General features: G+C 64.8%; 14 protein-coding genes, 1 tRNA gene and 2 pseudogenes. 11 read left to right on the forward strand and 6 right to left on the reverse strand.

Going from position 1 to position 23,158, the window contains the following annotated elements:
* Positions 1-2: 2 nt before the first annotated feature.
* The 6 genes and pseudogenes from tilS (at position 3) to GNX71_RS13695 (ending at position 5,173) form a co-directional block, all read left to right on the forward strand.
* A complete protein-coding gene (tilS, locus tag GNX71_RS13670) occupies positions 3-977 on the forward strand; it encodes a tRNA lysidine(34) synthetase TilS (protein ID WP_206178813.1) in 975 nt (324 codons plus the stop codon).
* Positions 978-1,038: 61 nt separating this feature from the next.
* Positions 1,039-2,307 carry an aspartate kinase gene (locus tag GNX71_RS13675; RefSeq protein WP_206178814.1) on the forward strand — a complete coding sequence of 423 codons (1,269 nt, stop codon included), beginning with the start codon at positions 1,039-1,041 and terminating at the stop codon, positions 2,305-2,307.
* A 26-nt stretch (positions 2,308-2,333) separates the two neighbouring features.
* A tRNA-Ser gene (locus GNX71_RS13680) sits at positions 2,334-2,426 on the forward strand.
* A 227-nt stretch (positions 2,427-2,653) separates the two neighbouring features.
* A pseudogene (locus tag GNX71_RS13685) lies at positions 2,654-2,911 on the forward strand (helix-turn-helix domain-containing protein); the annotation flags it as partial.
* Positions 2,912-3,238: 327 nt separating this feature from the next.
* Positions 3,239-4,042, forward strand: coding sequence for an alpha/beta hydrolase (locus GNX71_RS13690; RefSeq protein ID WP_206178815.1), 804 nt, complete (start codon positions 3,239-3,241; stop codon positions 4,040-4,042).
* A 9-nt stretch (positions 4,043-4,051) separates the two neighbouring features.
* Positions 4,052-5,173 carry a PAS domain-containing sensor histidine kinase gene (locus GNX71_RS13695; RefSeq protein WP_206178816.1) on the forward strand — a complete coding sequence of 374 codons (1,122 nt, stop codon included), beginning with the start codon at positions 4,052-4,054 and terminating at the stop codon, positions 5,171-5,173.
* A gap of 343 nt (positions 5,174-5,516) precedes the next feature.
* On the opposite strand, the gene ligD is transcribed toward GNX71_RS13695, so the two are convergent.
* The 4 genes from ligD to GNX71_RS13715 all read right to left on the reverse strand — a co-directional run bounded on the left by ligD (position 5,517) and on the right by GNX71_RS13715 (position 10,897).
* A complete protein-coding gene (gene ligD, locus GNX71_RS13700) occupies positions 5,517-8,060 on the reverse strand; it encodes a DNA ligase D (RefSeq protein ID WP_206178817.1) in 2,544 nt (847 codons plus the stop codon).
* A gap of 42 nt (positions 8,061-8,102) precedes the next feature.
* Positions 8,103-9,032, reverse strand: coding sequence for a Ku protein (locus GNX71_RS13705; RefSeq protein ID WP_206178818.1), 930 nt, complete (start codon positions 9,030-9,032; stop codon positions 8,103-8,105).
* Positions 9,033-9,176: 144 nt separating this feature from the next.
* Positions 9,177-9,617, reverse strand: a complete 441-nt coding sequence (locus GNX71_RS13710; protein ID WP_206178819.1) for a hypothetical protein — start codon at positions 9,615-9,617, stop codon at positions 9,177-9,179.
* A gap of 326 nt (positions 9,618-9,943) precedes the next feature.
* A complete protein-coding gene (locus tag GNX71_RS13715) occupies positions 9,944-10,897 on the reverse strand; it encodes a hypothetical protein (RefSeq protein ID WP_206178820.1) in 954 nt (317 codons plus the stop codon).
* A gap of 242 nt (positions 10,898-11,139) precedes the next feature.
* Between GNX71_RS13715 and GNX71_RS13720 the strand changes: the two genes are divergently transcribed.
* Positions 11,140-11,445 (forward strand): hypothetical protein, encoded by a 306-nt coding sequence (locus tag GNX71_RS13720; protein ID WP_206178821.1) that lies wholly within the window; start codon positions 11,140-11,142, stop codon positions 11,443-11,445.
* Here GNX71_RS13720 and GNX71_RS13725 read toward each other — a convergent pair.
* Both GNX71_RS13725 and GNX71_RS13730 read right to left on the reverse strand, forming a co-directional pair.
* On the reverse strand, positions 11,438-12,496 hold the full coding sequence (locus GNX71_RS13725) for a PHB depolymerase family esterase (RefSeq protein ID WP_241027262.1): 1,059 nt from the start codon (positions 12,494-12,496) through the stop codon (positions 11,438-11,440). The genes GNX71_RS13720 and GNX71_RS13725 overlap by 8 nt on opposite strands.
* 53 nt (positions 12,497-12,549) lie before the next feature.
* Positions 12,550-12,975 carry a CopG family transcriptional regulator gene (locus GNX71_RS13730; RefSeq protein WP_206178823.1) on the reverse strand — a complete coding sequence of 142 codons (426 nt, stop codon included), beginning with the start codon at positions 12,973-12,975 and terminating at the stop codon, positions 12,550-12,552.
* Positions 12,976-13,135: 160 nt separating this feature from the next.
* Here GNX71_RS13730 and GNX71_RS33770 point away from each other — a divergent pair.
* The 4 genes and pseudogenes from GNX71_RS33770 to GNX71_RS13750 form a co-directional block, all read left to right on the forward strand.
* Positions 13,136-13,366: pseudogene (locus tag GNX71_RS33770) on the forward strand (2Fe-2S iron-sulfur cluster-binding protein); the annotation flags it as partial.
* Positions 13,367-13,403: 37 nt separating this feature from the next.
* Positions 13,404-13,832, forward strand: a complete 429-nt coding sequence (locus GNX71_RS13740; RefSeq protein ID WP_206178824.1) for a DUF1810 domain-containing protein — start codon at positions 13,404-13,406, stop codon at positions 13,830-13,832.
* A gap of 241 nt (positions 13,833-14,073) precedes the next feature.
* Complete coding sequence (locus GNX71_RS13745) at positions 14,074-16,506, forward strand: catalase (RefSeq protein ID WP_206178825.1); 2,433 nt, start codon at positions 14,074-14,076, stop codon at positions 16,504-16,506.
* Positions 16,507-17,251: 745 nt separating this feature from the next.
* Complete coding sequence (locus GNX71_RS13750) at positions 17,252-23,110, forward strand: autotransporter outer membrane beta-barrel domain-containing protein (RefSeq protein WP_206178826.1); 5,859 nt, start codon at positions 17,252-17,254, stop codon at positions 23,108-23,110.
* Positions 23,111-23,158: the final 48 nt, after the last annotated feature.

Below are 23,158 nucleotides of genomic sequence, written 5' to 3' on the forward strand. Positions count from 1 at the left end.
CCATGATCGAAGCCTTCGAACGCGCCATCGCCGCGTTCGAGCCGGCGCAATGGCCGCTGGCGGTGGGCTTCAGTGGCGGTGCGGATTCCACCGCCTTGCTGGCCGCATGTGCTGCGCGCTGGCCCGGGCAGGTGGTGGCCTTTCATGTGCATCACGGGCTGCAGGCTGCGGCCGACGATTTCGAGCGGCATTGCAAAGCGGCGTGCGAGCGGCTCGGCGTGCCCTTGGTTGTGCATCGCGTCGATGCACGGCATGCGCCGGGCGACAGCCCCGAAGATGCAGCGCGGCGTGCGCGTTATGAAGCCTTCGCCGTCATGGCCCGCGCCGACAGCGCGCAGCGGCCCGCCATTTCATCGATCGCCCTGGGGCACCACGCCGACGACCAGGTCGAGACGCTCCTGCTGGCCTTGTCGCGCGGTGCGGGGCTTCCGGGCCTGTCGGCCATGCCGGCGCGTGCCGAGCGCAACGGTCTGAGCCTCTACAGGCCGCTGCTGGCGGTGCCCGCCGCCGACATCCGTGCATGGCTTGCACAGCGCGATCTGCCCTGGATCGAAGACCCGAGCAACGGCGACGCCCGCTACACCCGTAACCGGATTCGCGCGGTGCTGCTGCCCGCGCTGGAACAGGCTTTCCCGCAGTTCCGCGCCACCTTCGCCCGCAGTACCGGCCATGTCGCACAGGCGCAGCAACTGCTGGCCGAGCTCGCGGCGCAGGACCTGGGAGCGGTGGGCGACCCGCCCGTCATCAAGGCGCTGCAGGCGCTGTCACGCGCCCGGCAGGCCAACGTGCTGCGCCACTGGCTGATGCAGTCGCACGGCTGCGCGCCCAGCGCCGCGCAGCTCGACCAGCTGCTCGACCAGGTCCGTGCCTGTACCACGCGCGGCCACCGCATCCACCTCAAAGTGGCCGGCGGTTTCGCCGAGCGGAGGGGGGACAGGCTGCATTGGTACAATGCCCCGCCCTCGCCGAAGACTTAGCTCCCACAGCTTGCAGGGCGCCGCCTAGACAGCGGCCCTTTCCTTTTCTCTGATTTCACCCATGGCATTGATCGTTCACAAATACGGCGGTACGTCGATGGGCTCGACCGAGCGCATCCGAAATGTCGCCAAGCGCGTCGCCAAGTGGGCGCGCGCCGGCCACCAGATGATCGTGGTTCCGAGCGCCATGAGCGGCGAGACCAATCGCCTGCTCGGCCTCGCCAAGGAACTGGCGCCGAGCAAACCGGGCGAGGCCCACAACCGCGAACTCGACATGCTGGCATCGACCGGCGAACAGGCTTCGTCCGCGCTGCTGGCCATTGCGCTGCAGGCCGAGGGCATGGAGTCGGTGAGCTACGCGGGCTGGCAGGTGTCGGTACGCACCGACAACTCGTACACCAAGGCGCGCATCGAGAGCATCGACGACACGCGCGTGATGGCCGATCTGAACGCCGGCAAGGTGGTGGTCATCACCGGCTTCCAGGGCGTGGACGACGCGGGGAACATCACCACGCTGGGCCGCGGCGGCAGCGACACCTCGGCCGTGGCCATTGCGGCGGCGATGAAGGCGCACGAGTGCCTGATCTACACCGACGTCGATGGTGTGTACACCACCGACCCGCGCGTCGAGCCCGATGCGCGGCGCCTGACCACCGTGAGCTTCGAAGAGATGCTCGAGATGGCGAGCCTGGGCTCCAAGGTGCTGCAGATCCGCTCGGTGGAATTCGCCGGCAAGTACAAGGTGCCGCTGCGTGTGCTCTCGAGCTTCACCGCATGGGACATCGACATCAATGAAGAGGCCAAGTCCGGCACGCTGATCACTTTCGAGGAAGACGAAAACATGGAACAAGCCGTCGTATCCGGCATCGCATTCAACCGCGACGAAGCCAAGATCTCGGTGCTCGGCGTGCCCGACAAGCCGGGCATCGCGTATCACATCCTCGGTGCCGTGGCGGACGCCAACATCGAGGTCGACGTGATCATCCAGAACCTCAGCAAGGACGGCAAGACCGACTTCAGCTTCACGGTTCACCGCAACGAATACGCCAAGACGATCGACCTCCTGCAGTCGAAGGTCATGCCCTCGCTGGGCGCGACCGAGATCGTGGGCGACACCAAGATCTGCAAGGTCAGCATCGTGGGCATCGGCATGCGCAGCCATGTGGGCGTGGCGAGCAAGATGTTCCGCGTGCTGAGCGAAGAGGGCATCAACATCCAGATGATTTCGACCAGCGAGATCAAGACCTCGGTCGTGATCGACGAAAAATATATGGAATTGGCCGTCCGGGCGCTGCATAAAGCCTTCGATCTGGACCAACCGGCCGCCTGACGGTGGCATAATCTCGGCTTATTTCAGGAACTGTGACCGAGTGGCCGAAGGTGCTCCCCTGCTAAGGGAGTATGGGGTGTAGAGCCTCATCGAGGGTTCGAATCCCTCCGGTTCCGCCAAACAAGAGCCCCTGTAGTTGCAAGACTACAGGGGCTTTTCGTTTGTGGCAGCCGTTTGCCGCGGCCGTACGGTGGTCTGCCCATGTTTTTGCCCACGTTCAGTTGAGCGTTGCTAACCGTCTGTTGTTTGCCGTCGAAATTGACCCAGTTAGCGCAGTAATTTCCGTCTAAGACGTGACCCACGTAAAACCCTACCCTGCTGTTTTTTAAAGCAGGGGATCCTAGGAGTGATAGACGTGGCGACATTGAGTGTCATCAGACGCTGGGCCCTGCGCGAGCAGATGTCCATTCGCGAGATAGCCAGGCGTACAGGCCTGTCTCGCAACACCGTAAAGAAATACCTGCGTGCGGGCGAAGAAATGCCGCACTACGCCAAGCGGGAGAGCTCAAGCAAGCTTGATCCCTATGCCGAGAAGCTCGCGACCTGGCTCGTGATCGAGGCCACCAAATCGCGGAAACAGCGGCGCAATCTGCGGCAGATCCACACACTCAACCTAAAAAGGAGAACATCAAGCACTTACCCACACCGTGAAGCCTTCAGGCTCACAAAGCGGGTGGGTCAGTATTCGATGGAAATCTAGGGTCAGAGATCGGCGGAATCCAACACCTCTGGAGGCTGGATATTTTGAGAAGCGCCTGCGCGTCTTGGACTACATCCTTTTCGGAAAATCCGCTGCATGCTAGGCAAATTACAACTCGCAGCGAATGAGCAGCCCGACCACATCCGGGGCTGCGATTCTCTCAGCCATCACCTAGCGGTCGGTTATGCATCAAGCATGTATTGATCCTATCCGTTCGCAAAGGACCTCCCAGTGAACTTACAAAAACGAAACAACATCCAAGTGGCCGGAAGCGGCCCCGCGACCATATTTTTTGCCCATGGTTTCGGTTGTGACCAGAACATGTGGCGCCTGCTTGAGCCCGAATATCGAAAGGGCTACAAGACTGTGCTGTTCGATCTTGTCGGCAGCGGAGGATCGGACCTGGCATCCTTCGATCCCGAAAAGTATTCATCGCTTGACGGTCATGCGGGTGACGTTGCTGAGATTGTGAAGGCCTACGGGGAAGGCCCCGCCGTGTTCGTTGGGCACTCGGTCAGCGCGATGATCGGCGTCCTCGCAGATCTGGCCAACTCCGGACTCTTTGCTGCGCACGCGATGGTGGGACCCTCGCCGTGCTACATCAATGATGGCGACTATATCGGCGGGTTTGAGAAAGCAGACATTGACTCTTTGCTGCACACCTTAGAAAGCAACTACCTGGGTTGGTCGAGCACGATGGCACCCGCCATCATGGGCGCCCCAGATCAGCCTGAACTCGGCGTTGAGCTGACAAACAGTTTCTGTCGCACAGACCCGGATATTGCGAAGCATTTCGCGCGGGTGACTTTCCTGTCGGACCACCGCGCCGCGGTTGAGAAACTGCAGACACCGTCACTTATTCTTCAATGCGACGACGACCTGATTGCTCCAGTGGCAGTCGGTGAATACATGCACAAGGTAATGCCCAACAGTGTGCTCAAGATAATTGAAAACGTCGGGCACTGTCCGCACCTCAGCCGCCCGGGTCCCAGCAGCGAGGCGATTGATTCTTTTCTTTCGCAGCGCGGCCTGTAGACCGTTTACGTGGCCGCGCTCGACCCCGACTGCGAAGCGCTTCTCGACGGAGCACCCTGCGGGTTGATGGAGACGGATGCAAAAGGTGTTTTCCTGCGCGTGAACAAACCTTTCTGCGCCTGGCTTGGCTACGACAAGGCGGACTTAGTGGGCAAGAAGCGTCTCCAGGAATTGCTGACGATGGGCGCCCGCATCTTTCACCAGACGCACTGGGCACCTCTACTGGAGATGCAAGGGTCGATTTCCGAATTGAAGCTTGACGTCAGGCATCGGGATGGAAGCTCCGTGCCGATGGTCCTGAATGTTGTCCGCCACGGTCAGGGTCCTGGGCACACCCAGGAGGTGGCGGCATTTGTCGCTCACGATCGGGATAAGTACGAGCAAGAATTGCTGCTGTCTCGGAAAAGGCTGGAGGCGCACGTTGCGGAGGTGGAGCGCCTGCAGGCTGAAACCAAAGACAGAGCACTCTTCGCCGAGCAGATGATCGGCATCGTGAGCCACGACCTTCGCAACCCGTTGTCCGCGGTCCATACGGGGATTCAGGTTCTTTACCGACATGCGCCAACAGACAACCAGATGCGCGTGCTGTCGCGAATGGCGCAATCGGTGGAGCGGGCCAATCGGATGGTTGCCGACCTCCTGGATTTCACGGTTGCTCGCGTGGGAAAAGGCATTGCGATCAACACCCGCCGAGTCGATCTTCACGAAGTCGTGGCGCAGAGCGTGGCCGAACTCGCGCTGGCGTTTCCAGAACGAACGCTGCGCCATGAGACGTTGGGCGACGGCGAGTGCAGTGTCGACCCTGATCGGCTGTCGCAACTCGTCGGCAATCTTGTAGCAAACGCCGTAGCCTACGGCGATGCAAGCCGCGAAGTCTCCGTCAAGACCTCGGTGCTGGGTCCATCCATCCAGATTTCTGTGCACAACTGGGGGCCAGGCATACCCCACCATGTGCTCTCCTCCTTATTTCAACCAATGGTGCGCGGCACGGTTGCCGGTTCTGGGCGGAGCGTGGGTCTCGGCCTCTTCATCATTTTGGAGATTGCCAGAGCCCACGGTGGCACGGTGAATGTCGAGTCAAGCGACGACCGAGGCACGACCTTTTTAGTAGCCATTCCTGTGCAGCAGTAAATTGATCGGTAGGCGATCGAGCTCGCGCGTGGTAGCGCAGGGCGGGTCGTCTTGGACGGGGCGAAGATGACGCACTTTTTAAGCGGGAAAAGGCACTGAACCGACCACTCGTCGGGTTTGAGGTGACCAGCAGCGTTCTCGTCCTTGCCGGCTTTCCCGCCTTCATCCGCTTCCTCGGCCCCCAGGGTGACACGCTCGGGATCTGGCGCATTCTGCTGTTCAGGCGGGGCGCTCGCCACCGCCTCAGCCAGCCGTAGATGCGTGGGCGGTCGGTTTTTCGAGGAGGCCGCTGCTGCGCGCCAAGGCTGTCCATGGGCATACATCTCCTAGCAAGGCCCGCCAGTCATCGCTTTTCATACCCGAGAAGCTTCATCGCGCCTGCCAGCGGCTGGCGCGTCGTCCAGTACTTCTTCCAGGGGTCAACGGTCTGGAAAGACAGATGCTCGCGCGCGGTTCGCACGTTCCACTGCGACCCACTTTTGAGCGCCCCGAGGTCGTCCCACGCGATTGGCATCGAAACGCCCAGGCCAGGCCTCGCACGTGCGGAGAAAGCGGCGGCGGTGGTCGCGCCGTGGCCGTTGCGCAAGTAGTCCACGAACAGCTTTCCTACCCGGTTGCTCGGTCCGCTCTTGGCCACGAAGCGTGCGGGGATCGTCCTGGCCAGGTGCTGCACGATGGCCTGCGAGAAGCCCTTGACGGTGTCGTAGTCGTAGCGCGGCGCCAGGGGGACGACGACGTGCAGCCCTTTGCCGCCGCTGGTCTTCAACCAAGCCTGGAGGCCGAGTGCTTCGAGCATTGCCCGCACCAGCGTGGCGGCTTCCTGGATGTGACCCCAGGTGGTCCCGTCGCCCGGGTCGAGGTCGAAGATCATCCGGTCCGGCTTGTCGATGGACTTGGCCATCGAGTTCCACGTGTGGAACTCGATCACGTTCATCTGGGCCGCGCCCGCCAGTGCCTTCGCGTTGCCCACTTCGAGCAGCGAGGCGTGGCCTGGCCACAGAGTCTCCGGCAGTTCGGTGATGCCGGGCACGCCGATCTTTTCGCCGTGCTTCTGGAAGAACAGCTCGCCGGTCACGCCGGAAGGCCCGCGCACCAGGGAGCAGGGGCGGCCCTTCAAATGCGGCAGGATGAATTCGGCGACAGATTCGTAGTAGCGCACCAAGTCCAGCTTGGTGACGCCGGTGGTCGCATCGATGACTCGTTCGCCATGGCTCACCTTGATGGAAGCCCCCGACGCGGATCCGCCCGTTTCTTTGCCAGCCGCGGTGGCCGCCGGCGCGCCGATGGCCTTGGGCCGCTCGCGCACGATCGTCTTGGCGGATTTGTCGTCGCGCAGTCCGATGAAGGAGGCATGGCGTATCTGCTCGTCCGGCGTCCATTCTGCAAAGCTCACCTCGGCCAGCAGCTGCGGCTTCACCCAGCGCTCGGTACCGGCCTTGCGCTTGGACCACCGCCCGGGCGTGGTGTCGCCCTTCTCGAAAGGCGAACGCGGGATCGCGAGCGGCAATAGCTTCTGTTTGATGTCGTGGGCTTCCTCGCCGCTCCAGCCGGTACCTACGCTGCCCACCGAGGCCAGCTTGCCGGACGCGTCATGGATGCCCAGCAGCAGGCTGCCGACCTGGTCAGTGCCATCAGTGCGGTCGGTGTAGCCGCAGATCACGAACTCTTGGCGCAGCTTGCACTTGAGCTTGAGCCAGGTCTCGCTGCGCCGCGACACGTAGGGTGCGTCGGCGCGCTTGGCGATCACGCCTTCCATCTGCATCTGGCACGCCGAGCGCAGCAGCGAGGCCGGATCGGCGTCGAAGTTGTCGCTGAACCGCACGTGCTCGGTCGCTTTCTCCGCGAGAAATTCCTTGAGCAGTTGCCGACGTTCCCGCAGCGGCAGCGCCCGCAGGTCATGGCCTTCGAAGAAGGGCGCATCGAACACGAAGAAGACGATGCGGTCGGTGCCGCGGCCGCGATCGAACGCGTTCTGCAGCGCGTTGAAATCGGGCGAGCCGTTGGCGCCCAGCACCACGATCTCGCCGTCGAGGAACGACGAGCGAAGGCCCTGCGTGCCAAGTTCGTCCACCAGCGCCGGCATCTTCGCGGCCCAGTCGTGCCCGCCGCGCGTGACCAGCGCGACCTTGCCCTTGTCGAGCCTGGCCATCAGGCGATAGCCGTCGAACTTGATTTCGTAGAGCCAATCGCCGACGGATGGAACTCCGGCGGCCAGGGTCGCGAGCTGCGGCTTGATCTCGGCCGGCAGCGCTGTCTTGCGTGCGCCCCCGATGGATTTCGCGGCGGGCTTCGGTTTCGCGGCGGCTTCGGGCGTGCTGCGGTGTGGTTTTCGGAGCGGCTTGGCGATCACGCTGTCGGGCAGCGCGCTCACCACGTCGTAGTCGGCATGGGGACGCGCGTGTTCGTCCTTCTTCTTGAAGAGAATCCACGGCTCCTGCCGCTCGCCACCCTTGGCGATGTTGACTAGCTCCCACAGGCCTTCGAGCTTCTGGCCATGCAGCCTGAACACGAGCTTGCCCGCGGCCAGCCCCGCGCGCGGATCGCCGACGGGCTCCCAGGTGCCGTTGTCCCAGACGATCACGGTGCCCGCGCCGTACTGCTTCGGTGGAATGGTGCCTTCGAAGGACGAATAGGAGATCGGATGGTCTTCCACGTGGATGGCCATGCGCTTTTCCTTCGGGTCGAAGCTCGGCCCCTTGGGCACGGCCCAGGACACCATCACCCCGTCGAGCTCGAGCCGGAAGTCGTAGTGCAAGCGGGATGCCGCGTGCTTCTGCACCACGAACGTGAGCGCGTGCGGGCTTGGCGTGCCGCCATCGGTCGGCTCCGCCGTGACGGCGAAATTGCGCTTGGCCTTGTACGTCGAAAGCGCGTCACCCTTGGCCATCGGTTGCTCGTGCCTCCAGGCGTTGCGGCGGGCAGGAGCCGGCTACGCCGCTTTGCGAGCCTTGGGGACGGCCTTCTTGGTCGCCGCCTTACGGGTGGCTCCGCCGGACTTGGCTGCCTTGTTAGCCCCAGCCTTCTTGCTCGCTGGCGCGCCAGACTTCGCGGTCTTGCTGCCGCCCTTGAGGCTGCGCTGCAGCAGCTCGGTCAGGTCGATCACGTTCGAGCTTTCCTCGGGCGCCTCTTCCTCGGGCTGGATGACCGTTTCGGTGTCGCCGGCTTTCACCTTCTTCTGCACGATCTTCATCACCGCGTGCTTGAACTCGTCCTTGAAGTCCTCAGGGTCCCACTTGCCGGACATGTCGCCTACGAGCTGCTCGGCCATCTTCATTTCGGTCGCGCTCACATTGGCGCCCTTGACGCCGGCCGCGGGCAGATCGAGGCCTTCGAGCGTCTTGACCTCATCGCCCCAGCGCAGCAGGTTGAGCACCAGCGCCTTGCCCGAGGGCACGAGCACCGCCAGGTGCTGCTTGGTGGCGATCACCACCTTGGCCAGACCGACCTTGCCAGACTTAATCAGCACCTCGCGCAGCAGCGCGTAGACCTTCTGGCCCTTGTTGATCGGCGCCACGTAGTACGGGCGTTCCAGATACACGAAGGGGATTTCGTTGGCGTCGATGAAGCGCTGGATCTCGATCGTCTGGGTGGTGCGCGGATACACGGCCTCGATCTCGTCGGGCGAAATCACGACGTACTTGCCGTCCTCGTACTCGAAGCCCTTGACGATGTTGTCCTTGTCGATCTCCTTGCCCGTCTTCTTGTTGATGCGCTTGTAGCCCACCGGATCCATGCTGCGCTTGTCGAGCCAGTCGAAATCCACGCCCGACTCTGTGCTGGCCGTGTGCAAGCCAACCGGGATGTGGACCAGCCCGAACGTGATGGCACCTTTCCAGAGGGTTCTGCTGCTCGTGGCCATGGTCGTTCCTTCGCTGGCGGGAAAAAGGGGAAGCCGGCAATAACCGGCGAATCGAGCATCGGTTCGGTCGCTGCAGCGGGTTGTCGGACACGACCGGTGCCGCTGGGAGGACAGGCCGCACAGCGCATGCGGCACGCGCGGTGGCTACTTCATCAGGCCGAAGCCGAAGACGGTCCTGCCGCTCGTCTTCACGGGCGGCTTTTCGTCGCGATGCTTTGCCGGTGCAGGGCGGGAAGGGCGCTTGCGCGGGTGTGCGCCTTCGGGCTCGGGAGAATCGGCTTCGGGCTTGGCCTCGGATTCGGCGGTTGTCCGAGGCCCCACGTCCAGGTCGTCGATGAGCGATTCGAGCGCGACCAGACCGTCCGCCATCGACGCCTTGTAGCTCTTCAAGGCCTTGCGGGCGCGTTTGAGCACAGTCCACCGATCGTCGCCGGCATTCACATCGGCTTCGCTGAGCACCCATTCGAATCCAGCCGTCTTGGCTTCCTCGACATGGATGGCGATCCGCCGCAGTGAAGGGCGCGCTTTGGTGCTCATGGTCGTTTGCTCGGTTGGGAGGTACCGCTCGACTGCTGCTTCGGCCACGATGAGCGCAATCCTTCTCGACCGCAGCTACAGCGCGAGCGCCACCGGGCGTGGAACGAATATGCGGTCATGAGTCGGACGGCATGACCGCTGCCGAACTCACGCGCTACAGACCGACGGCTCTAGCCGCGGCCCATGTGCCGAAGCCACGGCTGCTTGGAAAGGCGGGCCCTGTCGCCGGAGCCGATGGCTGGGCTGTTGCTCACGGCATTTGCCTAGTGGAAGAACAAGGCGATCAGAATGATCACCGGGATCGGGACACCAAGAAATAAAAGCAAAAGCGAACGCATGGAAGTCTCCTTGCAAGTGGTGAAGTGTGATGGTGTTCAGAGATCGCGGCGGCGGCCGCCGCTGGTGGCTGCAAAGCTCGCGACAAAGGCGCCGATGAGCATTGAGATCACAAGCCATAGCGAGCCATAGGCCGAGGCCTTGCGCGCCGCATCTGCTGCTTCCTTGGCCTTCGCCTGTGCGTCCTTGAGGGTGGCCTGGGCCTTCGCGTACGTATCGTTCACACGCTTCTCCGCATCCTGTTGGCTGAGGCCCGTGCGCTGCGCGACGACCTGGCCCGCGTACCGCGCGTCTTCCGGAGGAAGCGCGCCGGTGCGGATGCTGTTCAGGAAGATTCGGCTGATCTCCGCGTTGCTCGAAGCCGTGTTGCCATTGGGCGCTGCGGCCGCCGTTGTGGGTGCCATGCCGTCGGCAGGCGCCGCGGGCGTGCCGACGGAGTCGCGGCGGAACAGCGAGTCGATGAAATAGTTCATCGGGCCCGTGCTGCTCTCCGAGCCTGCCGGCGATCCAGCCGCGCCTGCGCTGGCGGCGGTGGCAGCTGTCGCCGCGCCGCCGGCCACCGTGGCGCCCGCCTGGGCGCCGGCGCCGAGGATCGAGCCGACGACCGACCCGAGCAATGCCGCCGTCAGCAGCGTTGCCACAGCCCACGCGAGGAAGCCGTGGGCCGTGTCGCGAAAGTACACCTCATCGCTGTGGACGCCGGCCCATTTGGTACGCAGCCGGCCGGCGAGGTAACCGCCCATGCCCGACGCGGCGATCTGCGTGAAGGTGAGCCAGAGGATGGTTGCAATGCCGATGGTTGCGGCACTCGCGCCGCGGTCGGTCCAGGGGCTGATCGACGACATGCCCAGGCCCGTGCCTAGAAGCAGAAGAATGAGCGACAGCGACGCGGCTCCTACCGCACCAGCGAGGATCGCGCCCCACGACACGCCGCTCTGGCTTGCGGCCCCTTCGATCATGTTGACCGGTGAATCGACGCCGTACTGGGCCATGTCTGCTCCTTGTTGTGGAAGCCTGACTTTTTGACGCGCGATGCCCGGCTTCAGTCGGTTCGTTGCGCAAGCCGAGGTAGGCAGCGATCCCGTCCGGTTTGATTTCGCCTACACGAGATGCCCGTGCCACCCGACAAGGTGGTTGAGCGGGCTTCGCCCAAATGTCTCCTTCGCAACCCCCTTCCTTCGCGGCCCCCCTTCTACACACGCCGAAATAGGAAATAAGAAATAGGAGAACGTCGATGCAACCGATGAACCCCATGAAGGCCATGGCCCCGATGAAGCCGGTGCCCGCGCCCGACGACAGCTGGTGGCCCGAAGGGCTGTCGAATCCGTCGAGTACTGGCGGTCAGAACGGTGTTCGATACGCCTTCTTTCCCGATCATCGACGGCTTGCTGTCGAGCAGAACGGCAAGGTCAGGCAGTACGACACCGGCAGCCATCGGATCTCCGGCGTGAGCCAGCAGCAGAACGCAGAGGGCGGAGCGCCCACCTTCGCGAGCCAGGATGGGCCGGTGAGTCTCGCCTCGCTCAAGGAAGTCAGCTAGAGGCGTTGTCCAGGCGATGGGCCAGGAAGAACCGCAGCATCTCCCGGCTGGCATCGATGCCATCAGGCTGGGTATAGCTGCCTTGCGCGCTGCCGCCCGACCATGCGTGGCCGCCCCCGTGGATGCGCCAGTGCTCGGCATCGCCGTGCTTTGTGGACGCCGGGTAGAGCGTTCGCGTAAAGCCTTGTCCCGCAGGCGATCGGCCTTCGCGCACTTCGCCCGATGAGGCGTCGGCGAGGATGGCCAGCCCGTTATTCGAGTGCACCGTCGTATCGGCATCACCGTGGAAAACGATGGTAGGCCGCAAGGCCGGATCCGCGGCGGGACGAGCAGCCATTGCGCCGGTTCGCATCACGTTCAGTGCCGACATCATGTCGTGGGCCGCACCATGTGCAAGCCCCGAGTGCACGCCGACTGCCGCGTAGACGTCGGGGTAGCAATGGCCCAGCACGTCCGCCATTGCGCCGCCCGCCGACAGGCCTGCCACGTAAATCCGGCTGCGGTCCGCATGCTGTTGGTCGGCGATGTGCAGCGTGAGCGCGGCGATCGATGCCGGCTCGCCGCGTCCGCGCTGCTGATGTTGGGTCTTGAACCAGTTCCAGCATTTCTGGCCGTGGGCCCGCTGCGCCTGTTCGGGGTACAGCACGATCACCCCGCGTTCGCGCGCGTGCTCGTTCATGCGCGTGCCGGCCGCAAAGTCCGCCGCGTCCTGAGTGCAGCCATGCAGCATCACGACCAGCGGCCGCGGAGTCGCGGGCTGTCCGGCGGCTGCCGCGGGCACGAAGAGCATGTAGTCGATCGTGCGGCCCTGGTGCGCGAAGGTGCCCCGCGTCCATCGGTCGATACCTTCCGATTTGCGGGGGGAAGGCGCTTCGCGTTCGACGTCGGCCACCCGGGTCTCGACGTCGATGACATCTGCGTCGGTCGTCGAGGGAAGCGGCGCGGCGGGCGACGCCGGCGACGCCTCGGCGGCGCCGCGCAATGCGCGCTGGATCGCATCGGTGGCTTCGGCCAGGCGACCATGGCGGGTGAGGTGGGCTGCCTCGGTCATGAGGCCCGTGAAAAGAGGATTCATTGGACGGCCCGGTGTGTGTTGATCGGTGTTCAGCGGATACGGCCGGCCAACGCGGCTTTGACGGCCGGTGACGCGTGGAATGCGCCGAGCACGGTGATCGAGTCGATGACCGAGCCGGCGAGCGCGGGGCTCACGTCGGGCGCGAGGACTGCCAAGCCGAGCACGCGGATCTGAAGCGTCTGGCCCGCGGCGCGCACGGCCTCGAGGTCTGCAGCTGAAAAGCTTTGCAGCCCGAGCACCAGCATCTTGCGCGAGACGGCCTGCCGCAGCACGTCGGTGTGCGACGCGAGGTGCGTGCGGATGGCGGTGCGGATGAAATCCGTGCGGTTCGAATAGAAGCCCTCCGCCACGAGGAGGTCGATGTGGCCCAAGTCGACGAAACCCATGTTGATGGTGATCTTCTCGGACTCGGGAGTCTTGAGTACGACTGGTGGGGGTGGGGCTTTGACTGGCATGCGCCATCCTATCACCATCCATGTGGATGGTTTATGGATGTTTTTTACGGTCTTCCTTCGGCTCACGGTGGAGCGGCCTACGCGTCGGTCGTCCCATTCCTACCGCGCCGCATCGCCGCTCCGTTCAGATTTGGGTCGGCAACATCGAAAGGAATGCCCTATGGATGCCAAGGTGTCACCCGCTCCCGGCAATAACTCGGCTTCCAGCACGCCACCCGAAGCCTGTGCCATCGACATCGATGTCAACGGCACCATGCACACCTTGAAGGTCGAGCCGTGGGTTACCTTGCTCGATCTGCTGCGTGACCGCCTGGGGCTCACGGGCACGAAGAAGGGCCGCGACCACGGCCAGTGCGGCGCCTGCACGGTGCTGGTAGACGGTCAGCGGATCATGATGGCTCCTGTCGGCTCAAGCTCAGGGAACCGCCATGTCCTTTGATCTCAACCGCTTCGTTCTAGCGCAGGAGCCCGTTTACAAAACCGTGTGTGAAGAGCTCGCGGCAGGGCGGAAGACCACGCACTGGATCTGGTTCATCTTCCCGCAATTGAAGGCCCTCGGGCGAAGCCCGACGGCCAAGTTTTTCGGCATCGAGGGCATCGAGGAGGCGAGGGCGTATTGGGCCCATCCTTTGCTGCGCAGCAGGCTGTTGCAATGCGCACGCTTGGTCCTTGAAGTTCGTGGACGCACCATCCATCAAATTTTCGGATCCCCGGACGACATGAAGCTGTGTTCATGCGCGACGCTGTTTTCCGAGGCGGCGCCGCAGGACACCGCCATGAAGGAAATCCTGGAACGCTACTACGAGGGCATCCCGGACAACACCACGCTCACCTTGCTCAAGTCGCAACGGCCGTAACCGGACGCACGCGGGTCACATAGTCCGGATGAAAGCAGCGCTCGGTTGCATCGGCAAAGCCGACGGTGACCGACCCGCCATCTGAAGCGATGGCAACCGCGGGGCCGAACCGCTTGACCCTCACCGGATCGCCAGCGGCGAAGGCGCGCGATTGGTCGCCGGTGCGCCACCGATGCGCATTTTTCCTACATCCGCTCCTGAATCACACACCTAGTCTCGGCGTCCCATCTAGGAGAGACCCATGGCTAAGAAACCGTCCGCTTCCGCACCACCCGCAGCCGAGCTCGACGCCGCTCGTGCCGCAGCCCGCAACACCGACAGTGGGCCCGCGAACCCCGCGCCGCCCGCTGCTGGCAAAGGCGATCTCCCCGCGCAAAAGGCCATCGATACGCAGAAGCTCGCCAGCGGCATGCAGGCGAATGCCAACAAGCCCTCGGAGTACGGTGAGGAGAACGCAGGCTCGACACCTGCAGGCGCTACGATCGCGCCGCCCTCGCCGTTGCCCGGAGTGAGCACGCTGTCCGAAAAGAACTTTTCCAACAAGACAGGCGCCATGGCCCACGAAGGTGTGAACGCGACCATCGACACGCTGGATCGGGTCCGCGTGGACTCGAGCGGGCAGACGCTGACCACCAATCAGGGGGTGGCGGTGGCCGACAACCAGAACTCGCTCAAGGCAGGCGCCCGGGGGCCGGCGCTGCTCGAAGACTTCGTCCTGCGCGAGAAGATCACTCACTTCGACCACGAGCGCATTCCGGAACGCATCGTCCATGCGCGAGGCTCCGGTGCGCACGGATTCTTCGAGTGCTATGAACCGCTGACGAAATTCACGAAGGCGGCCCCCTTCAAGGAAGCCGGCAAGATCACGCCGGTGTTCGTTCGCTTCTCCACCGTGGCTGGCGAGCGCGGGTCCAAGGACACTGCGCGCGACGTGCGCGGTTTCGCGGTCAAGTTCTATACCGACGAAGGCAACTGGGACCTGGTCGGCAACAACATGCCTGTCTTCTTCATCCAGGACGCGATGAAGTTTCCGGACCTTGTGCATGCGGTCAAACCCGAGCCGCACCATCAGATGCCGCAAGCAGCCAGCGCGCACGACACGTTCTGGGATTTCGTGTCGCTGATGCCGGAGTCGACGCACATGCTCATGTGGCAGATGTCCGATCGGGCGATTCCGCGCAGCTACCGGATGATGCAAGGCTTCGGCGTCCACACGTTCCGCCTGGTCAACGAGGCAGGTGAGAGCTTCCTCGTGAAGTTTCATTGGCAACCGAAGCTGGGCACGCATTCGTTGGTCTGGGAAGAGGCCGTAAAGATCTCTGGCGCTGATCCGGATTTCCACCGGCGCGACCTGTGGGAAGCCATCGAAGCTGGCGAGTACCCGGAGTGGGAACTGGGCCTGCAGATCTTCACTGAGGAGCAGGCGGAGCAGTTCAGCTTCGACATCCTAGATGCCACCAAGCTCATCCCGGAGGAGCTGGTTCCTGTGCAGGTCGTCGGTCGCATGGTGCTCAACCGCAACCCGGACAACTTCTTTGCCGAGACGGAACAGGTGGCGTTCTGCACCGCCCACATCGTTCCCGGACTCGACTTCACCAACGATCCGTTGTTGGCCGGACGCATCCACTCCTACGTCGATACCCAGATCACCCGGCTGGGCGGGCCGAACTTTCAAGAGCTGCCAATCAACGCGCCGATCGCGCAGGTGCACAACAACCAGCGCGACGGCATGCATCGTCAGGCGGTCAACCGTGGCCGCGTGGCGTACGAGCCTAATTCCCTCGCCGGCGGCTGCCCGTTCCAGGCCGGCGCAGCTCAGGGCTTCACCAGCGTGGCCAGGCGACTGGATGCGAAAGAGAGCGCGGACAAGGTCCGGGTCAAACCAGAGAAGTTTGCCGACCACTACACGCAGGCCCGGCTGTTCTTCGAAAGCCAGACAGAAGTGGAGAAGGCGCACATCGGCAACGCTTTTCGCTTCGAGCTTTCCAAGGTCACTGTTCCGGCGATCCGCCAACGCGTGGTGGCCAGCCTGCTCAACGCGGCCCCTGACCTGGCGCAACGGCTGGCCCTAGACCTGGGCATGGAGCTGCCGGCGCCTTTGCCCAAAGCGTTGGAAAACCCTGCGCCACCCGAGGTGGAGACGTCGTCAGCGCTATCGCTGATGGCTCGACCGGGTGACGGTGGCATCCGCACACGGAAGGTGGCAGTCCTCATTGACCACGGCGTCGAAGGCGCTTCTCTACAGAAGCTGGTGTCATCCCTTGTGGCGGAGGGCGCTGTCCCGCGTCTTGTAGCCGCTCGGCTCGGAACCTACGTCGGCGCTGGCGGCGAGAAGTTCGAAGCGGACGCCACCATGGAGAACTCGCCCGGCTTTCTGTTCGATGCGCTTGTCCTGCCCGATGGCGAAGCCGCTGTGGCGGCTCTCGACCAAGACGCCCACACGCAGGAGTTTCTTCGCGACCAGTACTGGCACTGCAAAACCATCCTCGCCTTCGGTGCGTCCGAAGCGTTGCTGGCCGAGGCGCAAATTCCGATGACGATGCCGAATGGTTCAGTCGATCCGGGACTCATCTTGGCGGACGTCGCCGCGGCTGACGATGGGATCGCCGCGTTCATTTCGGCCATGGGTGCGCACCGTCACTTCGGACGGGAAAACGATCCGCCCAGGGTCTGACCGCTGCACCCAGCACCGCCTGTTATGGGCGGGCTGCGGCTGCAGCGCTTCGGCGACAGATCCAGTGCGTTAGGTTTGGGGTTAGGGCGGCGTCATTGCCGCCCTTTTTTGCGCTGCCGTGGCCCAGGTTGCAGGAATTGGCTAACGCCCCGGCTCTCCCCTGGGCAGTTGGAGCACGGGCTTGTTTCCGGGTTGGGAAATACTGCTCCAAGGACTCAATGTCCTGGTTTCGTTGGGCATCCTGACCTTGCTCTTCGCGATGATCTTCAAGTTCATGCCGAGCGATCCACTTGGCCAGCGTTGATGCAGCGCGCACCGTGCATGCGTGGCACAGCCAGTCGGACGTCCGATTGGAAAAGCGTGACCGAGCCGCAACATTGCAAGAAGAAGTAAGGTGCAATCGCTGGCGAGACGACGCAAAATCCGCCGCGACCCGGCAATGCATCTGGCCGCACAAGCCGTGCGATCACCGGGAGGACGCGCCATGAAAACCGGTAGACCCAAAGTAGCAACCTGGGCAGCTTCGCCCACAAAGGCAAGCCTTTCGTACCGCACGACGCGCAACGCGACGTGCCACCGCCAAACCTGATGCGTCTTCTGCAGTTGTCCCACGCACCGTGCGCGACTTGGCCGGATCCCCGCCAGGTACGCCTGACGCTGCAGCCTGGCCCGAGCTGATCTCATCCATTCTTCGTCGCCCCGACAGCGGGCGCTCGTTCTTCACTTCGCACAGAGGACCCCGCCCATGAATCGCACCTACAAGTCACTTTGGAACGCCGCAACGGGCGCATGGGTGGCGGTTTCGGAGAACGCCAGTGCCCGCGGAAAGCGCAGCCGCTCCCGCGTGCACACGAGCCATGCGGTCGCCGCTTTGCTGGCCGTGGGCGCCTTTGGCATGAGTGGCTCTGCGCAGGCGAATTGCGTCACGACGGGCGCTGTCATTGATTGCAGCGGCGTCTCGGCGACTCCGGTGTACATGGACAAAAGTGCGGTGCTCAACAACACCGGCACGCTCGGACAGTCGACATTGGGGACGACCGGCGTCACCACGAATGCCACCATCCCCAGCACCATCAACAACAGCGGCACCATCCTCGGTGAGGACGGGATCGGCCTGAACGCCGTCGACGTCGTCAACAACGCGGGCGGCCACGTCACGGCCTTGCGCACGGGCATCATCGGCAACGGGGGGGCCGCGACATTGAGAAATACCGGTGGTGCAAGTGTCGAAGGCACAAGCGGATATGGCGTTCTCTTCTATGGTGGCGGCTCGGTCCTGAACGCGGGCAATAGTTCCATCGTTTCGAAGGCTGCTGCTGCAATCGCTTTGGGCGGCGCTGGCGAAGTCGTGAACGAAGCGGGCTCGACCATCACGGGCGTCGGCTACGCGGTACTGGTGCAGGCGGGCAACGCCAAGCTGAGCAACGCTGGCCAAATGAACGGCGCCGTCGACTTGCGGGGCGCGGTGAATGACGTGACGCTTTTTACGGGCAGCCAGATCGACGGCTTTCTGCTGATCGATGCGGCAAACAACACCACCTCCACGTTGACATTGACGGGCGCCGGCACTCAGCTCTACTCGCAAGCGGTGACCGGCGGCACGTTCTTTGGCGGCAAGCTCGTCAAGGATGGCATCGGCACCTGGACGCTCGATCGCGCCATCGGTGCGAACAGCGTGGACATCCAGGCAGGCACGCTGGCCATGGGGTTGACCAACGTCTTCAACGCCAGCACGCCGGTGGGCGTCGGCGCCGGCGCCACCCTTGACCTGAGGGGCTTCGACCAGACCTTCGGTTCGCTGGCGGGCTCCGGCAACGTCGCGCTTGGCAGTGCCGCGCTCTCGGTTGGCGGCCCCGGCGTGGACACGGTGTTCTCCGGCACCGTTTCAGGCAAGGGCAGTCTGGCCGTGACGGGTGGCACGCTCGCCTTGACGGGCAACAACACCTTCGAAGGCGGACTGGCGGTGAACAGAAGCACGCTGCTCGCCGGCAGCGACGCCAATCTTGGCGCGGCAGGCAGCAAGGTCAGCCTGAACGATGGCACGCTGCGTGCCACCGGTGCGTTCACGGTGGCCCGCGATGTGTTCATAGGCGGTGTCGCGACGATTGACACCAACGGCTTCGATCTCACGCTGACTGGTGCGCTGCGCTATCAGGGTGTCTTCGGTCAGTTCGAGAAAGACGGCCTGGGCACGCTGACGCTGGAGAGCGCGGGCAGCGACTACGTGGACCCCACGATCGTCAACGCCGGCACGCTCGCGCTCAAGGGCGCGGGCACCGTCGGCCGGCAAGACGTTTCCGTGGCGGCCGGCGCGACGATCGATGTCTCGCAGACCACCAACGGCGCATCGTTGAATTTCCTTCGTGGCGCCGGCACGGTCGCCATCGGCAGCAAGACCCTCACGACCAACAACGCCTCGAGCACAACCCAGTTCGACGGCGTGATCCAGGACGGCGGCATCGGCGGCGGCAAGGGCGGGGCGCTGCATATCCTGGATGCCGGAAGCTGGACGCTCACCCAGGCGCAAACTTACACCGGCGGTACCACGCTCGATACAGGCAATCTGTACCTCACCGGCAACGGCGCGCTTGCGGCGGGCACCGCCCTCACGCTCGGCGACGGCGCGTTGTTCGATGTGAGCGGTTCGAAGGCGGCGGCCCTCACGCTGGGCGACCTCAACGGCGGGACAAGTTCGATCGTCCTGGGCGACAAGGCCCTGACCCTGGGCACCGCCAACGACACGGTCTTTGCGGGCGGCATCGAGGGCGCAGGCGCGACCCTCGTCAAGCAGGGCACCGGCACGCTGATGCTGGACGGGTTCAATACCTACACCGGCCTCACGTCGGTGCAGGCCGGCAAGCTGGTGGTCGGCGGCGACAGTTCCACAGGCGCGCGCCTCAGCGGCGCGGTCGACGTGGCTTCGGGCGCAACCTTGGGAGGCCGCGGGCGCATAGGCGGCGACGTGGCCCTTGCCTCGGGTGCGCACCTCGCGCCGGGCAACTCCATCGGCACGCTCACCATCGACGGCAGCCTGGACCTGGCCAAGGGCAGCGTGCTCGACTTCGAATTCGGCGCGCCCGGCGGCAGCTTCTCGGTGCCGGGGGCGGGCGACAGCGTCGCGGTCGGCGGCAATCTCACGCTCAGCGGTGCCACGCTCAATGTGACGGACACCGGCGGCATGGGGGCCGGTCTCTACCGGCTCTTCAGCTACGGCGGAACGCTCACGCAGAGCAACGGCGGCATTGCGCTGGGCAGCGTGCCGGCTGGCGGCAGCCTGTCGCTCCAGTACCTTGCGGCGAGCAAGCAGGTCAACCTGATCAACACGGCCGGCTTGACGCTGAACTACTGGAACGGCAACGGCCTCGCCAATGCGTCGCAGATGGGCGGCGGCGACGGCACCTGGAGCACCACGCAACCGAACTGGACCGATGCGACGGGTTCCGTCACATCGGTGATGCAACCCCAGCCGGCTTTCGCCATCTTCGGTGGCGCAGCCGGCAAGGTGGTGGTCGACAAGAGCGCCGGGGCCGTCTCGGCCACGGGCATGCAGTTCGCGAGCGACGGCTACCGGCTGTCCGGCGACACGATCACGCTGGTCGCCGACAAGGCCGCGCCGGGCCCGGTCGAGGTCCGCGTCGGCGACGGCAGCGCGGGAAGCTCCGCCTGGAATGCGGGCATCGCGAACGTCATCGCGGGCACCGACGGTGTCCTGAAAACCGGCGCCGGCACGCTGGCGCTCTCGGGCGCCAACACCTACTCCGGCGGCACCACCGTGCGCGGGGGCGCGCTGCAGATCGGCGCCGACAACAACCTGGGCGCGGCCAGCGGCGGCCTCACGCTGGACGGCGGCACGCTGCGCGTCGCGGGTGCGGCGGGCCCCGTGGCCATCGACTCCAAGCGCGCGATCACGCTCGGCGCGGCGGGCGGCACGTTGGACCTCGTGGGCAGCTCGTTCGGTGCGGCCGGCGGCATCACCGGCGGCGGCGGCCTCACGGTTCAGGGCAACGGCGGCATCCTGAGCCTGACCACCGCCAACAGCTACGCCGGCAGTACGACGCTGCAGGACGGCGCGAGCATCTTCGTCTACGGCGGCGCCACCCTCGGTCAGGGCCCGGTGCAGCAGCAAGGCAATGGCACTCGCCTCGCGTTCGGCGACGGCGCTGACGCCGGCACCAACAGCTACCGGGTCGGCCGCACCGGCAGCGCCGACAGCGGCAACGTGCTGTCGTTCGACGGGACTGCCACGGCCTCCACCGCCAAGCTCTCGCTCAACGGTGCCGGCTGGCAGACGCCGGGCGCGAACACGCTGGTCTTTGGCGGTGCCAGCACCGCGGCCAGCGCCACCATCACCAATCTGGGCGGCACGGTCGACTTCACGCAGACTGGCAACGCAGGCAGCGCCACCATCTTCAACGGCGACAAGAGCCTGGTGCGCTTTGCGAACGCCGCATCGGCGGGAAGCGTGAACATTGGCAACCTCGACGGCGGTACCGCGTACTTCGCGGACACCGCCTCGGCCGCGAACGCGCAAATCACCAACGCCAAGGGCGGAACCGTCGACGTGTCGGGCGTCACGTCCAAGGCCGGCATCGCGATCGGCGCGCTCTCGGGCGCGGGCGGCGTGGTGCTGGGGGCCACCCAACTTACGGTCGGCGGCCTGAACACCAGCGACGTCATCGCCGGCGTGGTCAGCGACAAGGGCAGCCAGTTCGCGCAGCCGGGCGCGGGCACCGGCGGCTCCATCGTCAAAGTCGGCAGCGGCACGCTCACGCTCTCGGGCGCCAACACGTACACGGGTGGCACGGCGCTGCGCCAAGGCCGGCTGAATGTCGGCCACAGCCAGGCGCTGGGCACCGGCGTGCTGACCATGGACGACGACACCACGCTCGGCTTCGGTGCGAACAACCTGACGATCGCCAACGCGATCCAACTCACGGGGCAGAACGATCCCATCATCGACACCGGCGCCTTCAATGGCACGTTGGGCGGCGCGATCAGTGGCGGCGGCTTCATCACCAAGCAGGGCACGGGCACGCTGACGCTGTCGGGGGCCAACAGCTACACCGGGGCGACGAACGTCGCGCAGGGGTCGTTGAAGGCCGGCGTGGCGAACACCTTCAGCGCGGGCTCGGCCCACAGCGTGGCGACGGGTGCGACGCTCGACCTCGCGGGCTTCAGCCAGACGGTGGCCTCGCTGGCCAACAGCGGCACCGTCTCGCTCGCCGGTGCGGTCGCGGGCACCACGCTCACGGTCAACGGCAACTACGTGGGCACCAACGGCGTGCTCAAGATCGGCACCGCGCTCAACAGCGGGGCCGGCCCGTCGGACCGCCTCGTCATCAACGGCGGCAGCGCCACCGGCAAGACCAGCGTGCAGGTCACCAACCTCGGCGGCCTGGGCGCGTTCACCACGGGCAACGGCATCGAGGTGATCACCGCGCAGAACGGCGCGACCACCACCGCGCAGACGAGCAAGGACGCTTTCGCGCTCGCGGGCGGCCATGTGGATGCCGGCGCCTACGAGTACCGCCTGAACGCGGGCGATGCCGCCGGTGCGGGCGAGAACTGGTACCTGCGTTCGGACCGGCCTGCGGTTACGCCGCCGACGACGCCTGGCGCACCCGTGCTGCCCGTGGTCACCTACCGCGCCGAAGCCTCGCTTTACGCGGCCCTGCCGAGCCAATTGCGCCAGGGCAACCTCGCGATGCTGGGCGACCTGCGCAAGCGCGTGGGTGACGACGACGTGAAGGGCACCGTCACCACGCCCGGAGGCGCAGACCGCCGCGCCTGGGCCAGAGTTCTCTCGACCGATATCGATATCCAGCAAGGCGGGACCGTCTCGCCGAACAGCAAGGGGCGCCTCACGGGTTTCCAGGCCGGCACCGACCTGCTGACGACGCCGAACTGGCGCGCCGGTCTCTATGTCGGCCAACTCGACGGCGATGCGCGCGTGAACGGTTTTGCCAGCGGGCTCCAGAACCTGGGCGTGGGCCGCAACGACCTGCGCAGCCAGTACGTGGGCATCTACGGCACCTACACCGATGGCGGCTTCTATGCCGATGCCGTGGTGCAGACGGGCCGCCACCGCTACACGGTGCAGCCGAACGCCACGCTTGGCACCGAAGGCAAGGGCAACAGCCTGCTGGGTTCGATCGAGTTGGGCCAGGCCTTCGCGCTGGGCGGCAGCGGCTGGAGCATCGAGCCGCAGATGCAGCTGATCCATCAGCACATGGACCTGAACAACTCGGCCATCGCCGGCGCCGTCGCCACGGCGCAGGCCGACAGCGGCTGGATCGCGCGCGCCGGGGTGCGGGTCAAGGGCGAGATCGACACGGGTGCAGGCACGCTGCAGCCGTACGGCCGCTTCAATGTCTACAAGACGTCGAGCGGCGCGGACGTGGCGAGCTTCCTGAACGGCGCGACCACGACCGACATCTTGGCGCCCACGGGCGGCATGAGCACGGAACTGGCCGGCGGCTTCACGCTGGCCCTGGGACAGACAACCAGCCTGTATGGCGAAATCGGCAAACTCTGGGCCAGCGGCGGCAATACCAAAGTAAAGAGTTCGGTGAATGGGTCGCTGGGAGTGCGGGTGAAGTGGTAAACGACGGCTGATTTTCGTGCAAGCTGCGGCGTGAAGCGGAGGGCGTCA

Origin of the sequence: Variovorax sp. RKNM96, assembly GCF_017161115.1 — a bacterium.
In the GTDB taxonomy this organism is placed as follows: domain Bacteria; phylum Pseudomonadota; class Gammaproteobacteria; order Burkholderiales; family Burkholderiaceae_C; genus Variovorax.

What these genes read in the sequence shown, in the direction of transcription:
- tilS (WP_206178813.1), top strand. Translation starts at nt 3, where the DNA reads ATGATCGAAGCCTTCGAACGCGCCATCGCCGCGTTCGAGCCGGCGCAA.
- GNX71_RS13675 (WP_206178814.1), top strand. Translation starts at nt 1,039, where the DNA reads ATGGCATTGATCGTTCACAAATACGGCGGTACGTCGATGGGCTCGACC.
- ligD (WP_206178817.1), bottom strand. Translation starts at nt 8,060, where the DNA reads ATGGCCAAGGGTGACGCGCTTTCGACGTACAAGGCCAAGCGCAATTTC.
- GNX71_RS13705 (WP_206178818.1), bottom strand. Translation starts at nt 9,032, where the DNA reads ATGGCCACGAGCAGCAGAACCCTCTGGAAAGGTGCCATCACGTTCGGG.
- GNX71_RS13715 (WP_206178820.1), bottom strand. Translation starts at nt 10,897, where the DNA reads ATGGCCCAGTACGGCGTCGATTCACCGGTCAACATGATCGAAGGGGCC.
- GNX71_RS13720 (WP_206178821.1), top strand. Translation starts at nt 11,140, where the DNA reads ATGCAACCGATGAACCCCATGAAGGCCATGGCCCCGATGAAGCCGGTG.
- GNX71_RS13725 (WP_241027262.1), bottom strand. Translation starts at nt 12,496, where the DNA reads ATGACCGAGGCAGCCCACCTCACCCGCCATGGTCGCCTGGCCGAAGCC.
- GNX71_RS13730 (WP_206178823.1), bottom strand. Translation starts at nt 12,975, where the DNA reads ATGCCAGTCAAAGCCCCACCCCCACCAGTCGTACTCAAGACTCCCGAG.
- GNX71_RS13740 (WP_206178824.1), top strand. Translation starts at nt 13,404, where the DNA reads ATGTCCTTTGATCTCAACCGCTTCGTTCTAGCGCAGGAGCCCGTTTAC.
- GNX71_RS13745 (WP_206178825.1), top strand. Translation starts at nt 14,074, where the DNA reads ATGGCTAAGAAACCGTCCGCTTCCGCACCACCCGCAGCCGAGCTCGAC.
- GNX71_RS13750 (WP_206178826.1), top strand. Translation starts at nt 17,252, where the DNA reads ATGAATCGCACCTACAAGTCACTTTGGAACGCCGCAACGGGCGCATGG.